Origin of the sequence: Corynebacterium spheniscorum (assembly GCF_900113445.1) — a bacterium.
Taxonomy (GTDB): domain Bacteria; phylum Actinomycetota; class Actinomycetes; order Mycobacteriales; family Mycobacteriaceae; genus Corynebacterium; species Corynebacterium spheniscorum.
Window position 1 is genome coordinate 68506 of sequence record NZ_FOPJ01000007.1, and the last position, 14417, is coordinate 82922.

The 14417-nt window shown below is 56.4% G+C and carries 15 protein-coding genes; 10 read left to right on the forward strand and 5 right to left on the reverse strand.

Annotated elements, in window-relative coordinates; translation table 11 throughout:
* Positions 1-25: 25 nt before the first annotated feature.
* From BMZ01_RS06675 to BMZ01_RS06685, 3 genes are all read left to right on the forward strand, one after another.
* Positions 26-1165, forward strand: coding sequence for a DegT/DnrJ/EryC1/StrS family aminotransferase (locus BMZ01_RS06675; RefSeq protein WP_092285744.1), 1140 nt, complete (start codon positions 26-28; stop codon positions 1163-1165).
* A complete protein-coding gene (locus BMZ01_RS06680) occupies positions 1155-2621 on the forward strand; it encodes an O-antigen ligase family protein (protein WP_092285746.1) in 1467 nt (488 codons plus the stop codon). Before BMZ01_RS06675 ends, BMZ01_RS06680 begins: the two co-directional genes overlap by 11 nt.
* 134 nt (positions 2622-2755) lie before the next feature.
* Positions 2756-3418, forward strand: coding sequence for a sugar transferase (locus tag BMZ01_RS06685; RefSeq protein WP_092285748.1), 663 nt, complete (start codon positions 2756-2758; stop codon positions 3416-3418).
* On the opposite strand, the gene BMZ01_RS06690 is transcribed toward BMZ01_RS06685, so the two are convergent.
* Entirely contained in the window at positions 3415-3720 is a 306-nt protein-coding gene (locus tag BMZ01_RS06690; RefSeq protein WP_143067457.1) for a hypothetical protein, read from the reverse strand. The two genes, BMZ01_RS06685 and BMZ01_RS06690, sit on opposite strands and share 4 nt — an antisense overlap.
* 344 nt (positions 3721-4064) lie before the next feature.
* Between BMZ01_RS06690 and BMZ01_RS06695 the strand changes: the two genes are divergently transcribed.
* The 3 genes from BMZ01_RS06695 to BMZ01_RS06705 all read left to right on the forward strand — a co-directional run bounded on the left by BMZ01_RS06695 (position 4065) and on the right by BMZ01_RS06705 (position 6637).
* Positions 4065-4910 carry an ATP-binding cassette domain-containing protein gene (locus tag BMZ01_RS06695; protein WP_092285752.1) on the forward strand — a complete coding sequence of 282 codons (846 nt, stop codon included), beginning with the start codon at positions 4065-4067 and terminating at the stop codon, positions 4908-4910.
* A 76-nt stretch (positions 4911-4986) separates the two neighbouring features.
* Entirely contained in the window at positions 4987-5943 is a 957-nt protein-coding gene (locus tag BMZ01_RS06700) for a hypothetical protein (protein WP_143067458.1), read from the forward strand.
* Between the two features lie 4 nt (positions 5944-5947).
* Entirely contained in the window at positions 5948-6637 is a 690-nt protein-coding gene (locus BMZ01_RS06705) for a hypothetical protein (protein ID WP_092285756.1), read from the forward strand.
* Positions 6638-6650: 13 nt separating this feature from the next.
* Here the strand turns inward: BMZ01_RS06705 and BMZ01_RS06710 are convergent, their stop codons facing one another.
* Positions 6651-7367 (reverse strand): acetyltransferase, encoded by a 717-nt coding sequence (locus BMZ01_RS06710; RefSeq protein ID WP_092285758.1) that lies wholly within the window; start codon positions 7365-7367, stop codon positions 6651-6653.
* 159 nt (positions 7368-7526) lie between these two features.
* Here BMZ01_RS06710 and BMZ01_RS06715 point away from each other — a divergent pair, with 159 nt between their 5' ends.
* On the forward strand, positions 7527-8204 hold the full coding sequence (locus tag BMZ01_RS06715; protein WP_177180097.1) for a YdcF family protein: 678 nt from the start codon (positions 7527-7529) through the stop codon (positions 8202-8204).
* A 37-nt stretch (positions 8205-8241) separates the two neighbouring features.
* Here BMZ01_RS06715 and BMZ01_RS06720 read toward each other — a convergent pair whose 3' ends face one another.
* From BMZ01_RS06720 to BMZ01_RS06730, 3 genes are all read right to left on the reverse strand, one after another.
* Positions 8242-9894 (reverse strand): LssY C-terminal domain-containing protein, encoded by a 1653-nt coding sequence (locus BMZ01_RS06720; protein ID WP_092285762.1) that lies wholly within the window; start codon positions 9892-9894, stop codon positions 8242-8244.
* Between the two features lie 149 nt (positions 9895-10043).
* Entirely contained in the window at positions 10044-11465 is a 1422-nt protein-coding gene (gene radA, locus BMZ01_RS06725) for a DNA repair protein RadA (RefSeq protein ID WP_092285764.1), read from the reverse strand.
* Between the two features lie 68 nt (positions 11466-11533).
* Positions 11534-12175, reverse strand: a complete 642-nt coding sequence (locus BMZ01_RS06730; RefSeq protein WP_092285766.1) for a hypothetical protein — start codon at positions 12173-12175, stop codon at positions 11534-11536.
* Positions 12176-12507: 332 nt separating this feature from the next.
* Between BMZ01_RS06730 and BMZ01_RS06735 the strand changes: the two genes are divergently transcribed.
* The 3 genes from BMZ01_RS06735 to ispF are packed head-to-tail and all read left to right on the forward strand — an operon-like array spanning position 12508 to position 14404.
* Entirely contained in the window at positions 12508-13113 is a 606-nt protein-coding gene (locus BMZ01_RS06735; RefSeq protein ID WP_092285768.1) for a CarD family transcriptional regulator, read from the forward strand.
* 21 nt (positions 13114-13134) lie between these two features.
* Complete coding sequence (gene ispD, locus BMZ01_RS06740) at positions 13135-13923, forward strand: 2-C-methyl-D-erythritol 4-phosphate cytidylyltransferase (protein WP_092285770.1); 789 nt, start codon at positions 13135-13137, stop codon at positions 13921-13923.
* Complete coding sequence (ispF, locus tag BMZ01_RS06745) at positions 13916-14404, forward strand: 2-C-methyl-D-erythritol 2,4-cyclodiphosphate synthase (RefSeq protein ID WP_092285772.1); 489 nt, start codon at positions 13916-13918, stop codon at positions 14402-14404. The genes ispD and ispF overlap by 8 nt, the downstream gene beginning before the upstream one ends.
* Positions 14405-14417: the final 13 nt, after the last annotated feature.

Consider the following 14417-nt stretch of genomic DNA (forward strand, 5'->3'; position numbering starts at 1 on the left):
ACCTTTCTTTCAGGAGCCCTCCACCATGACTGAGCACCGCATTCTGCTCTCCCAAGCCACCGTCGATAAGCAAGAAGAAGAAGCCCTCCTGCGGGCGGTACGCTCTGGCTGGGTCGCACCCCTGGGCCCTGAGGTGGATGCCTTTGAAGAAGAGATTGCTCAGCGCACCGGCTGCGAACACGGCCTGGCATTAAGCTCCGGTACCGCCGCCTTGCACCTTGCACTACTGCGCCTAGGTGTGGGTGAAGACGATTATGTACCGGTATCTTCGCTTACCTTCGCAGCCACCACCAACGCCATTGAATATGTTGGTGCCACCCCGGTGTTCGTAGATGCCTTAGAAGACGGCAATATCGACCCGAAGCTGCTTGACCAAGCCATTAGTGAACTCAAAGCCGAAGGTAAAAGCGTTCCGGTGATGATCACCGTGGATCTGATGGGTCGCTGCTGCGAATACCCGGAAATCGAAGAGATCGCCAAGCAGCATGGTGTGACCCTGCTGGTTGATGCCGCGGAATCCTTAGGTGCGAGCATTAATGGCCGCCCGGCGGGATCCTTCGGTGTGGCTGCCGCGATCTCCTTTAATGGCAATAAGATCATCACCACCTCTGGTGGCGGCATGTTGGTCTCTGATGACAAAGAACTTATTGACGGTGCCCGCTACCTATCCACCCAGGCCCGCCAGCCGGTCGCCTGGTACGAGCACACCGATATTGGGTACAACTACCGTCTTTCTAACCTGCTGGCCGCTGTGGGGCGCGCACAATTAGCCAAATTGGATACTTTCATGGCGCGCCGCGCGGAGATTCGGGCACGCTACCAGGAGCTTGGTGAGCGCCTGGGGTTCCGCTTGTTGGGTGATGTTTCGACCCCCCATGAGCATAAGGAAAATTGCTGGTTGAGTACGATTGTTCTGGATGATAACCATGCTTTAACCCCGGATGACCTTATTGCTGCCCTTGAGGAAGCAAATATCGAGGCGCGTCATCTGTGGAAGCCTATGCACCTGCAGCCGGTTTATGCCGGGGCACGCGGGGTGCTTAATGGCACCGCAGAGAAACTCTTCGGTCGGGCCGTCACCTTACCCAGCGGCTCGGGGTTGAGCGACGCGGATATCGACCGCGTGGTGGAGACCCTGAACAGGACTTTACATAGTGATTGCTAGACCCACAGCCAAGAAGCAACGCAAGAAAGAAGAGAGACCTGAAGACAGCAGCCTGCGCGCCCCCATCTCGCTCTACAAGCGGGCTGCGGTACTGAAGGACGAACCCTTCGCAGCGCTATCCATCATCTTTTTAGTGCTGGCGATGTTCGCTGGAAATACCTCCATCCAGGTTCTTAATAAAAACTTCATTGCGCTGCCCGTGGCTGTGGTCTTGGCGCTATGTTCCGCGCTGAGCCTAATGATCCACGATGTGGTGCAACCAGCATCGCATCGCGTGGATACCCGAAGTGTCGCTAGCAAGCGTGCCGAGGAAGCAGAGCAAAAAAGCCGCTTCGCTTCCTCGCATACCGCCTATGCGGTGATGCTCTTTTTCCTGCTGTGGACCCTCTGGTTAGTGGTTTCGGCGTTCTGGGCGCCCGCCCCGCATAGAGAACTACCGGATGTTTTCACCCTCATTTTGCTCGGTGTGGTGACCTTTATGGTTGCGCATTCGCTTAAAGAAAGAATGTTGCCGATCATGTGGTGGACGTTTTTTATCCTCGGGTTGGTCTTTGTGATTGGTGGTTTCACCAGCACCTGGACCACCCCCAACCGCATGTCCGCATTCGGTGGCGGACCGAATGTCTTCGTCCGCTACATGGACCTCGGCATGATCTCGGCGCTCTATCTCACCCTGCGCTACCAACGCATGCTCTTCCTCGGAGCACTGCCCATCTTCTTCGCCTGTGCGGTGCTTTCTGGTTCCCGCGGCGGCCTCGTGGCAGCCTTTGCCGCCGCGGTATTCCTCGGCGGCCACCTGTGGTTGAAGAAGCAACGCAAAATCCTGGCCATCTGCGCTGGGCTGAGCGTGGCCGGGGTGATCTTGTGTTTAATCATCCCGCAGCTGCGCAACCTCTTCATGCGCTTGGTGCTTAACCGCTTCTTCAAGCTCACCTTGGTTGATCGCTACTCCTCAGGCCGCGATGAGATCGCCGATAACGCGGTGGACCTCATCCAATCGCACCCCATTAGCGGTGTAGGTTTAGGTGGCTACGCCTTCCACTTCCAAGACGCCACGGGCATCCAACACCCGCATAATCTTTTCCTCACCACCATTACCGAAACCGGCCCGCTGGGCTTGATCTTGGTGCTGGTCTTGCTAATCACCATCGCCCTATCTTTTTGGCAGCGCCTACGCACCGCGACCTTCGGCGTGGTGTGCGCCATGGCTGGTAGCGCAGCGATCTTCCTCTGCTCGATGTTCTCTGGTTACTACCTGGATTCGCGCCTCATCTGGTTCTTCGCGTTGGTGGCCCTTTGCGCCCCCATGCTGCGCAGCAACTCCGAGGCGGAAGCCACCAGCCCAGAAGAAATTGTGCAAAGAGAACGCGATGATAAACGCGCGCTGAAGGCCACCAAGAAGAAACAAAACCCGCTGCAGCGGGAACGTCACCGGCAGAAGAAACTTCACCCCTAGCCACGCTCGAGGTCGCTGACCTACTGCAGAAAAGAATTTCCCTCGCCCCGAGGCTTCGCCCCGAGGCTTCGCCCCAAGGCTTCGCCCCGAGGCTTCGCCCCAAGGCACTGCACAGAAATGGATAACTTCCCGCCATGAGCTTGTATGAAAAGACGAAGCGCGCTTTCGATGTTCTAAGCGCGAGTGCCTTATTTGTGGTGACCTTGCCCATCCAGATCCCCACCGCGGTAGCAATCGCCGCCACCATGGGCAGGCCAGTGTTATTCCGTCAAGAACGCGCCGGGAAAAACGGTGAGCCCTTCAAGATGATGAAGTTCCGCTCCATGCATGATGTGGACCCAGCACGGGGACGCGTTGATGATGCCTCCCGTCTCACCGGGTTAGGGAAGTTCATTCGAGCCACCAGCATTGATGAGCTCCCCACCTTGGTGAATATCATCCGCGGGGATATGAGCGTGGTGGGGCCCCGCCCGCTATATATGCGCTATCTGGAGCGCTATAACGAGCACCAGGCGCGCCGCCAAGAAGTACGCCCGGGGCTCACTGGTTTAGCGCAGGTATCTGGCCGCAATGGCTTGGACTGGGAGAAGCGCTTTGACCTAGATGTTTATTATGTGGACCACCGCAGCATCCCGCTGGACCTAAAAATTCTATGGCGCACCGTGGCAGTGGTGCTCAAGCGCGAGGGTATTAGCGAAGAAGGGCACGTGACCATGACTGAGTTCATGGGCAACGAGCCAACAGCCACCACGACTGAACCCGAGGCTAAGCCTGTGGTGGAAGACAAGAAGTCTTAAGCTTCACCAAGCCGGAAACGGCGATCGATCTCATGCAATAACTGTGCGCGCGAAGCTTTTTCTAAGGCGAACTCCACCGGAATATCGCCGGTGCTTTCATCGCTATTGAGATAACCGGTGGCAATCAAACCGCTAATCGGGGAGAGCTCATAGGCGCGGCATAGCGCAATCACCATCTCTGGGGTGAGTCGGTTGTTCTCATATTGGCGCGCCAGCGTGGAGTTCGGGGTCTTCGCACGCACAGCGGCCGTGCGTCGCGAATCATCCCCGATGAGGTTGTCTAGCCATTCTTGATGCTCCATGGGGCATAGCGTATAAGAAAATAGCTGCACATGGTGCGCAAACGGACACGCAGCCGCACCACCATTCCTCAGATTCTCCCCAGCGCCTACAAACGACGAGTTCGTGAATAACCTGACTCAAAGACAGGCTGATACTCACCATTTCTCGCTCTAAAAACTTTTATCCTGGGTGAATCGAGATAAGCAGTGGCGATTAATGTACGTGGGATATGGTTAAGAATGGAGAGCGCCTTATCTCGCACTGAAAGGCAGCCACCTAGCTGTTCACCTTGATTCAGTAAGTTGGCAGATACTTTAGGGCGCTAGCCCAGTGTCAGCGCCATTCCCCTAAGAGAGCAGGTACCGTGATAATCAGCATAAATGGTGTCACTAAGGTCTATCCACGCAAGACAGCATTGGATAATATCACCGCTGAATTCACTTCGGGTCTGTATGGCGTTCTAGGAAAAAACGGTGCTGGGAAAAGTACGCTGTTTAAAATAATGACCGGTCTTATAACACCCACCTCCGGGACCATAGAGTTCGACGGCAAAGTCGGGTTAGGAAACCGGGTTGGTTATCTTCCCCAAGAATTCGGATTCCCTGGTTTTCTTGAGGTCGAGGATATTATCCAGCAAATTGCAGTTATGAGGGGGATTGACAAGAAAGAAATCCCTCAAATCATCGACAGCATCTTAAATCAGGTGAATCTGCAGCCCCAACGGAAGTCTAAGTTCGAGAGTTTATCCGGCGGCATGAAGCGACGGGTGGGAATCGCACAGGCGCTGGTGGGGGAGCCTGATGTGCTTATCCTGGATGAACCTACCGCAGGGGTGGATCCGGTTGAGCGAGTAGCCATTAGAAGCATTGTCAATGACTACGCCCAGAACCACATTGTGCTGCTATCTACCCACATCATTTCTGATGTGGAACTGATTTGCGAGAACCTTTTAATCCTCGATGATGGCCAGCTGAAGTACCAGGGTTCTGTCAATGAGCTCATCTCAGCTGCTCAAGAGCACGTATCCACCCGGACTTTTGATGCTGTCGAGAGTTTCGATCAGTACCTGCGAGAAAACAGGGTTTATGCGTTTCGTCGGGTTGGCGGCCACATTGAGGCTACCGTTCCCAGCAGCTCAGGTGCCGAGCATATTCCTGCGGAAAATGTCAGCTTGGAAGATGCCTATATGTGGGTGATCGACCGTGACTGAATCGCGTAGTTGGCTACTGCTATGCAAACACCGATGGCTTCGCCCCGTGCTGGTGTGCCTCATCATTGTCTGCGGTGTGTTCATTGTTACCCAAACCCCAGGGACCTACATGCTTCCGCTTAAAGATCCCAGCGGTGTGGAAGCGATGGCCTCAAAGGGCGAAGCCGAACTGGTACTGCGCGAAGCTGAGGAGGAAGATGTTGTTGCTGCAAGTCGCGAGTTCCTCCACCAGATCGTAGCGGCCGGTGGACCTCAGAAAGACAAAGCCAGTGAACTAATCGATCAGCTAAATGAGCATTCAATTGGCGAGCTCCAAGCACTATATGCTCAAGACCCGGTCGCCTCAGCGTGGTTAGCGGGCGCTGTTAGTAATTACCAGTACGTGTCGAAGACACCGGATGAAGCTAATGCGGACCTGCTCGAAGCTACAAATGGCTATGGGTACCAGCTGATCCTTCAGAACAAATACATCACCTATCTGGGTGCGATTCTTAGCTTCATCATCGTTGGCTTGGCGTATTACTTCCTCAGCCTCGATGACAAGGTGAAGTCCCGCGACACTTATAGCTATCTCTTGGGCAGCAGGAAGAGGTATTTCTACCACCAGTATCTGGCGATGCTGCTGCCCCTGCTCGCTATCTTCTACCTGCTCGGCGCGGCGCTGAATCTCTATTCCTACCTGAACTTCTCCAACTCCGGGCTTGAGGTCAGCTACCTACCGTTTATCGGACGTTATCTTCTCTTCTTTGTCCCACCGATTCTGCTGTTCTCCTCGGTGGCTGCCTTCATCATGATCGCCCTCAAAGAATCCATGAGCTTCATCCCGCTCTACATTCTGTGGTGCGTCATCAATATCACGCCTGAGGCGCTCGCCGGCGGCAGGTTCTTCCACTTATTCGTGTTCTTCAAACGGCTCGATGCTGCTGAACTCCCGATTCATGCATCACTTATCGCGACCCAGCTTCTAGGGGTCGTAGCGAGCTTTGTCATTTTCGAGGTTGCCTGCAGAATCAGGCTAAAGACGGAGAGCTGACCAGATGGGTAATCCATTGAATGCATTATCGGTGCGCAAGATGGTACTTGCGATTTCTTTCGCGATTATCTTCTTGGCGGCCTTCAATATGCCCAGTGTACTCGACCTGGCGAACAATCTCGTTCTCTATCTTCCTCTCTACGTCTTGATCTCCATCCCAGATGCGGTTCTATATGGCGAAGAAGAGAATATGCACGAAATCAAGTTCATCCACCTCAAGCACAAAATGAGGGAATTTTTAACGCAGCTAGGTATCGTTGTCCTCGGATACATCCTCATAGTGCTAGCGATATCCGGTGCCTACGTTCTCATCTCCGGTGAAGGGTTCAGGCAGGGGGTGACCCTAGGTGTTATTACTATCAACGCCCTGACCTCAGCAATGATGGTTGGCCTCGTCACCTTGCTGACCGCGGTGTTGACGCGCAATAGGAGCTTGTCTTATACGGTCGGCTTTGCCTATTGGATCTACTGGAACCTCAATTCCGGTAGTGCTTCGCCGATGAACCCCTTCACCTTCATCGCTGATCCCAATGAATGGTCCTCCACCATCGGCATGCAAGTAGCCTTGCTGGCCCTGCTGACGGTAGTGATCGCCTACCTAAACAGCAAGACACCATATTTCGGAAAAGAAACGCTTAATAAGCTCAAGCTGAAGATGCCTTCATCTTGGCGTCCCACCGCAAAAGCCAGCTAGGAACACAACCATCCTAGCCACGTGGCTTCGCGGGAACCCCCACCACCAAGGTGCCATCCGGTACATCGCTAACCACCGCAGCACCGGCGCCAACATACGCGTCGGCACCTAATTTCTGTCCAGGGTTGATGCAACTGCCAGCACCAATAGTGGAACGCTGCCCAATATGTACCTCACCGGCTACCGCCACCATCGGGAAGACGGTAACCCAATCCGTCAAAATCGCATCATGGCCGATGGTGTCGTTGTTATTAATGTGCACCCCGCGCCCCAGAATCACATTGGTATCCACGCGCGCGCCGGGGCAAATGATGCTGCCTTCCCCGATCCGCGCATCCGGGGCCACCCAAGCCTGGTGGTGCACCAGGGTCAAAGGCTTCAGCCCGGCTGCTAAAAATTTTTTATCCAGCTTTTCTCGCACCGCGCCATTGCCAATCCCCAACACGTAGCGAGTGCCTTGAGGAAGCTCAATGCACCCATCGGTAGCACCAAGGTGTTGCCCCCCTAAACGTTCGAGGCGATCATGGCGCACCTCGCCATCATCTAAAAAGCCTAGGAAACACTCCTCCCGCCAGCCATGCATGGTGCGCAGTACCGCTAGCACGTGGCGCCCAAAACCCCCGGCCCCAATGATCACAATGGGCTGAGAAAAATTTTCTTGCGCAAGCTCGGCGGGGCTGAAGTACTCGCAGTCATCAACAGTGGTGGGCAGGTCTTTCCCAAAGGTCATTCTCTAGTTCTAGCAGCCACACCCCTGTTCATGACGTAGGACACAGCGAAGCGGATTTTGTTTATTTTCCGCACAACCCTGGTTCCAGGCTAGCCACCTGACGTACTTTAGATTCCTACCCACACCACACCCCGCATGAAGGGCACCGGTGAACACATAGTGAGCAGCCATCTGCCTTCACACCAACCTGGGCGCAGACCTACGCAGCCAGTTACCTGGTCGGTGATCCGACGGCGCGCTCACCGCACCCTGCGCTGGCTCATTGTCACGGTGATTGCTTTCTTGCTAGTGCTTGCTGCCGCCACCGCTTATTTTTATGCCCCGGAAGGCCTCGATGATCCTTGGCGTAGGGGAGAGCCCATTACGAAAATGGTGCGCCGGGCCGATGCGGTGTTTGTGATTGCCGGTTCTAGTGATGGCCGCCATGAGCTTGGGGCAGCATTGGTGCGCGCCGGGGTGGCGAAAAACTTTGTGGTCTCTAATCCTCGCGGCCCGGCGGATCACACCGGGTGGGAGTATTGCCGTCGCGAACATAAGCACACCCCAGATGCAGATAAAATCATTTGCCTTACCCCAGATCCGGTTACTACCCGTGGGGAGGCGCGCACCATTAATGATCTGGCCCAGTCCTATGGCTGGCAGCGCATCATTGTGGTCACTAACCGCCCGCACACCCGTCGGGTGCGCTTAACTTATCAGGCCTGTACGTCCTTGGATGCTCAGGTGCTGCACATTAAAGGCATTCATGTTGGGCTTGCTCCCTACCATGTGCTGCGGGAGGTGCTGGGGACTGCGAAGTTCCTCATCCAACGCCCCTGCGCTAGGACCCGAAGCTAACCCAGCACGGAAGCTAAGCCCGCAACCCGCAACGCCCTTACTCCTTCGTGCAGCAATCCTCATCATAGGTTTCGGGATGATCCCGCCAGGTCGGCTTTCCCCGCCGCGACCACAAACGCACCTCATCCGAAGAAAGCGCCAACAGCGCCAAGAGGTTCACCGAGGTAATCAATAGGTGCACCGTTAACTGCCCTGGATCCGGCATGGTACCATCAGCCAACTTGAACAACACCATGCCGCCCACCAAGGCCATCAGCATCACCCGCGGCATTTGGAAGCCCAGCAATGTCAGCACTGTTAGCGCAGCGGTCACCACCAGCCCGCCAATCACCAAGCTCATCGCCAAGGTCAGGTACTCCAGCGGCACAATGAATTCTGAGGTTCCGGTCACCGCCACAGGGGTGGGATTGCCAGAAAGGAAGGATCTAATCAGCACCACCACCTGCGCCGATAGTGAAATAATCAGCATCGCTAGCGCAATCTTGACCATATTCGGGCGCCGCACCGTCGACCCACCGACTGTGAGTTTTTGTTCCTTCGGTGCGCCGGGATCTGGGCTAGCAAAAGGCCCATCCGGAATGCGATAACCCCGCGAGGCAACACACACTTGCTCCGGCAAATCACTGGGCTTTTTCGCCTCAACATTTTCTAGGTCCACCACCGGCAGATCACCATCGGTGTGCACGCGGTCGCCTCCACCATTGCGGTGGTGATACCCGGAGGAAAAATCGTGGATCAAACTGACGGACACCTTATCGCAGCACCCATCGGTCAAACTTTTCACAATATAGTCGCGCTCCACATCGATATTGGCATCAATGCGGTGTGTGATCTGCAAGGTAAATAAAGATAACCCCACCGCAGTATCAAAGGTGCCGGCCCCCAGCCAGCCCACACGCCGACCACCCGGCAGCAACCAGCCATCCGGGCAACGCCAAAAACGCACATGGTGGCGCTGCAGTGGATTTCCCGCCACTTCTTGTTGATACGCCAAGTCCTGCTTCCGACCGAATAGAAAGAGCGGGCTCACCGGCGCGGTGGGGTAGGAGCGCCGCAGCACCGAAGACACCACAATCTTCCAGGAGCTCTTCACATTCACCTCATCCGCCAGCGTCCACCCAGCCTCCGTCATCGCAGCATGAATCTGCGCCGCGGTGCCATTAAAAGCCAAGTTCACCGGGTCCCCGAGCATCCCCTCAGAAGTGCGGGTTCGCCCAAAGAAATAATCCGGCACATATACCGCCGTTAAGATGCGGTGCAGACGAGGCAGCGTGATGTAGGCTGTGACCGCCCAAAATGGGATAAGCAGCAGCAGCGACCACCCTGCCCCAAAGGACTTATCAAAAAGTAGGATCGCAAACCACACCGCCTCAATCCCGCCGAGCACAAAAAACGCGGTATCTAGCCATGCTCCGCGCAGCGGTGCACGGATCTGCCCATCAAAAACTCGTTGGGTAGGGCGCTTCCCCTCATCCGCGGAGTCATCCTTCGCCACCTCTTCGACCTTCTTCTTCGCCGCTTTTACCTCGGGGTCACTGGGGCCCTCGGCACCATCAGCGTGCGTTTCTCCCTGTTTATTTTGATTATCAGCAGGGGCAGTTACCGGGTTATCCGCATCCGGATCGCCCGGGGTCGCAAAACGCGAAGAATCTCGTTGTGACCTATGGGATGTGGGTGGTTCAGCCGCCATACTTAGGATGTTAGTTGCTGCCTGAGGCTTCCGCAGGTCATAGCTTTGCGCAAGGCTTCGGCCCAAAGCTTTACTCGAGACCCACAGGCCCCAACGCCGGCACACATGCCTGCGGCCCCACCACACGGCCCACGGCATGCCACGCCTATTTAGTTTTTAGGCGTGAGTAGCCCAATGGCTTCGGCAATGGTGTGCACGCTATCTACCTTCATGCCTTCCACTTTCACCTTCGCACCAGCCGGAATCACCGCCCGGGTATAGCCCAAACGCGCAGCTTCCCGCAGGCGGCGTTGGATTTCCGGTACCCGCCGTAGTTCTCCGGCTAAGCCCAACTCCCCAATAAACACGGTGCGCGGCGGTAATGCTTGTTGCCGGATCGTGGAATAGGCCGCCATTGCTACCGCCAGATCAGTAGCGGGTTCCTGGATTTTCACCCCACCCACGGTTGCCACATACACATCCTTTTCGGAGGTATCCACTCCAGCGCGTGCCATGAGTACCGCCAACACCATGGGCACCCGGTTACTATCTAGCCCTGTGACTACCCGCCGTGGGTTCCGGGAGCTTGCCGGTACCGCCAGGGCTTGGACTTCTGCCAACATGGGGCGCACCCCATCCATGGCCACGGTTACTGCGGAACCATCCGGGGTGTCCCCACGGTGTGAGAGGAAAAGCCCAGAAGGGTCCGGTACTTCGCGGATCCCTTCGGAGGTTTGCTCAAAACAGCCCACCTCATCGGTGGCACCAAAACGATTCTTCATTCCGCGCAGCATTCGCAGGTTGGATTGGCGATCACCCTCAAAGTGCAGCACCACATCCACCAAGTGCTCCAGCACCCGCGGGCCAGCCACATTGCCATCTTTGGTGACATGCCCAACCAAGAGCACCGGGATGCCGCTGGTTTTCGCCAAGGTCGTTAGCGCTGCTGTTACGGCCCGTGATTGCGCCACTCCACCAGGTACCCCTTCCACCCCGGTGGCGTGCATGGTCTGCACGGAATCCACGATCACCAGGCCCGGCCGCAGCTTTTCTACGTGCCCAAAAATCACATCAAGTTCGGATTCCGCTGCCAGATACAGGTCCTCTGATAAAGCGCCGGTGCGTTCCGCACGTCCGCGCACCTGCCCCACCGATTCCTCAGCGGTCACATAAAGCGCGCGCCGGGAGCTCTCAGCAGTATCTGCAGCTGCTTTGGTCCAGCGGTGCGCCACTTCTAGTAGCAAGGTGGATTTACCCACTCCGGGTTCACCAGCCAGCAATACCACCGAGCCAGGAATAATGCCGCGGCCCAGCACACGGTCGAGTTCGCTGATCCCCGTGGGTAGTGCCTGCGAGGCTGCGGCACTGATCTTGGTAATGGGTGCTGCTGGGGTGCTAGGGGTGAGCCCCAGTACCGCATCCCCGGCGATGGCTTGGGCCACCACATTGGCGCGCCCGCGGCTACCTTCACTGGCGGCCACGGATTCCACCAGGGTCCCCCAGGATCCGCATTCTGGGCAGCGCCCTAACCATTTGGGGCAGCTATAGCCGCATTCGCTGCAGGTGTGAACACTGCGGACCTTCTTCGCCATAGCTTCCCACCCTACAAAAACACACGCACCCTTAAGAAAAGGAGTGCGTGTGTGGAGCTAGAAAACTTTTACTTATGCTCGGCCTTTTCAGCATCGCCGTGGGGCGCTTCACCATGAGGCTCGTGGGCGCCACCCTTACCGACTTCGCGGTTGAACTGACCGGACTCCAGGGTCGGGGCTGCGACCGCGGCATCAACGGTAATCTCACCGGAATCGAAGACGAAGGTCACCGGCTTCACGCCACCAACAGCGAAGTTATCGTTCTTCAGGGAGGTCTCCACATGGGTGATGCAGCCAGCATCCGGTTCGGTGAGCTGCTCTAAGCCAGCCTTGGAGTCGCCAACCAGCACGCATTGGCGGCCCAGTGGCTTGGTTTCGGCCATCTTCACCGGAGCACCATCAACGCTGATGGACTTCAGGGAGTGTTCCTTCATGGAGCTGTCCTGGTTCACCGCTGTGAACTTCAGGGCTGCTTGGCCCTTCTCATCCAGCAGCACGGTGACATCGCGCACGGCGATGGTTCCATCCGCAGTATCCGCGGAGGCACCATCAACGGCGGCCACCTGGTCAGCGGTCTGCGAGATCTGCCCGGCAGAGCATGAGGCCAAAGCCAGGGCGGACAGAGCTGCGGCGGAAATAATGCCACCGCGGCGAGCGGCGCGGGCGACATAAGTGGCCGGCTTCAGGGACTTCACGGGTTCGTCCTCCATTTTTAAAAGGGTGAGACAGCTGTTCTACAAAAACCTTAGTATCTTGGACAGACTAAGTCACAGCGTCCTCCGGCGCAGTGATCGGCGCCACGCATTAATGGGGGTGGACTTAAGTATCATGCCATCAAAAAAGCTCCGTTGACTACCCAAAACAGCGGTTAATTGCTGGCTTTCCGAGATCCGCTGCTGCGGTGGGCTGCACCGTAGCTTCGCCGCAGGTGCGAGCGCTCTGCCACACCGATAGGCAGTGATCGGCGCGAAACCGCAGGTGGTGGACGTGGTAGTATTAGGCGTTTGTTGGCTCTATACTGCGCAAGCTTTTGGGAGAAGGAATGGAATTCAAGGTCGGAGATACCGTTGTCTACCCGCACCACGGCGCCGCCATTGTTGAGGCAATCGAAACCCGGGAGATGAACGGAGAAACCCTGGAATTCCTGGTTCTCCAAATCCTCCAATCCGACCTGGTTGTTCGCGTTCCCGCCAAGAACACCGAACTCGTTGGCGTGCGCGATGTGGTAGGCGATGAAGGCCTCAAGAAGGTCTTCGGGGTGCTGCGCGAAACCGATGTGGAAGAAGCCGGCAACTGGTCCCGCCGCTACAAAGCCAACCAGGAACGCCTCGCCTCCGGTGATGTCAATAAGGTCTCCGAGGTTGTTCGCGACCTCTGGCGCCGCGACCAAGACCGTGGCCTTTCCGCTGGTGAAAAACGCATGCTCGCCAAAGCCCGCCAGATCCTGGTCGGTGAGCTTGCTTTGGCCGATACCGTGGATGATAAGAAGGCCGATGCTTTCTTAGCTGAGATCGACGCCATTATTGAGCGCCACCGTGCCCGCGGTGATGCCGGCACGGAAGAGTCGAAGGCCAAGGACGATGATGATGAAGATATCGCCAAGATTGACCTGGATGATCTTGATGACCTCGATGAGGATGAGGATTAATTAACCCCTAGGAGCGGCATCATGCCTGAAGTTATTGCGCTGATCGCTGCCGCTGGCAAAGGAACCCGTCTTGGTGCTGAGGTCCCCAAAGCCTTCGTGATGCTGCGGGGCCGCAGCTTGGTGGAAAGATCCATCTTGGCCATGGTCACCTCCGGGGTGGTGGACCGCATTATTGTGCTGCTCAGTGCAGACATGATGAGCTTCGCCCAGGATCTCTTTAGCCGCCGCGGCCTGATTGATAGCCGCGGTTATTGCCAAGGCATTCCCGTGCATCTGGTGTGCGGTGGTGGGGAACGTGCGGATTCTGTATGGGAGGGGCTTAAAGCCATTGGATCACACAAAAAAGGCTCTGTGGTGCTGATCCATGATGCTGCGCGAGCACTCACCCCACCTGGTTTGATTGCGCGGGTAGCCCGCGCGGTAGCGCAAGGCCATAAAGCCGTGATCCCCGTGCTGCCCGTAACAGACACCATCAAAGAGGTTGGCGAGGAATCCGGCACTGCTTTTGTGCGCTCAACCCCGGATCGTTCGCGCCTGCGGGCGGTGCAAACCCCGCAGGGTTTTGATTTGGCGGAACTCTATGCCGCGAACCTGGCGTATTTCGCCCAAGAAACCCCAGATTTTATTGCCACTGATGATGCCAGCCTCATGGAATGGCATGGTCAACGAGTCAGTTGTGTGAAGGGTGATCCGATGGCTTTTAAGGTCACCACCCCGATCGATATGACCTTGGCTGAGCACATCGTTGATGAAGCTGAGCCCACGATTTTTGATGTGCCAGACACCTTAAAAAAGGATGCTGATGACTAACCGGATTATTCCGCAGGTCGGTATTGCCAGCGATGCGCACCGCATCGAAGAAGGCAAGGACTGTTGGATCGCAGGCCTGCTCTTCCCCCGGGATGCTGGCTGTGAGGGGCACTCGGATGGTGACGTGGTCAGCCACGCCTTGGTTGATGCGCTCTTATCGGCGGCGAACCTGGGGGATTTAGGAAGTTTCGTCGGCGTGGGCCGCCCGGAATATGACAATGTGTCTGGCGCACAATTGTTGCGGGAATGCCGTGAGCTTTTAACCCAGCACGGTTATGTGATTGGTAATGCTTCGGCACAACTTATTGCCCAAACTCCGAAGATGGCGGCTAGGCGTGAGGAAGCCGAACGCACCCTCAGTGAGGTCTTAGGTGCCCCGGTATCCGTATCGGCCACCACCACGGATCATTTAGGTTTTAGTGGCCGCGGTGAGGGGCGCGCTGCGATTGCTACCGCGGTGGTGTGGAAAGAATCTCCATAGGTCCGTACCCCCG

What these genes read in the sequence shown, in the direction of transcription:
- radA (WP_092285764.1), bottom strand. Translation starts at nt 11,465, where the DNA reads ATGGCGAAGAAGGTCCGCAGTGTTCACACCTGCAGCGAATGCGGCTAT.
- BMZ01_RS06675 (WP_092285744.1), top strand. Translation starts at nt 26, where the DNA reads ATGACTGAGCACCGCATTCTGCTCTCCCAAGCCACCGTCGATAAGCAA.
- ispD (WP_092285770.1), top strand. Translation starts at nt 13,135, where the DNA reads ATGCCTGAAGTTATTGCGCTGATCGCTGCCGCTGGCAAAGGAACCCGT.
- BMZ01_RS06705 (WP_092285756.1), top strand. Translation starts at nt 5,948, where the DNA reads ATGGGTAATCCATTGAATGCATTATCGGTGCGCAAGATGGTACTTGCG.
- ispF (WP_092285772.1), top strand. Translation starts at nt 13,916, where the DNA reads ATGACTAACCGGATTATTCCGCAGGTCGGTATTGCCAGCGATGCGCAC.
- BMZ01_RS06710 (WP_092285758.1), bottom strand. Translation starts at nt 7,367, where the DNA reads ATGACCTTTGGGAAAGACCTGCCCACCACTGTTGATGACTGCGAGTAC.
- BMZ01_RS06690 (WP_143067457.1), bottom strand. Translation starts at nt 3,720, where the DNA reads ATGGAGCATCAAGAATGGCTAGACAACCTCATCGGGGATGATTCGCGA.
- BMZ01_RS06685 (WP_092285748.1), top strand. Translation starts at nt 2,756, where the DNA reads ATGAGCTTGTATGAAAAGACGAAGCGCGCTTTCGATGTTCTAAGCGCG.
- BMZ01_RS06720 (WP_092285762.1), bottom strand. Translation starts at nt 9,894, where the DNA reads ATGGCGGCTGAACCACCCACATCCCATAGGTCACAACGAGATTCTTCG.
- BMZ01_RS06730 (WP_092285766.1), bottom strand. Translation starts at nt 12,175, where the DNA reads ATGGAGGACGAACCCGTGAAGTCCCTGAAGCCGGCCACTTATGTCGCC.
- BMZ01_RS06735 (WP_092285768.1), top strand. Translation starts at nt 12,508, where the DNA reads ATGGAATTCAAGGTCGGAGATACCGTTGTCTACCCGCACCACGGCGCC.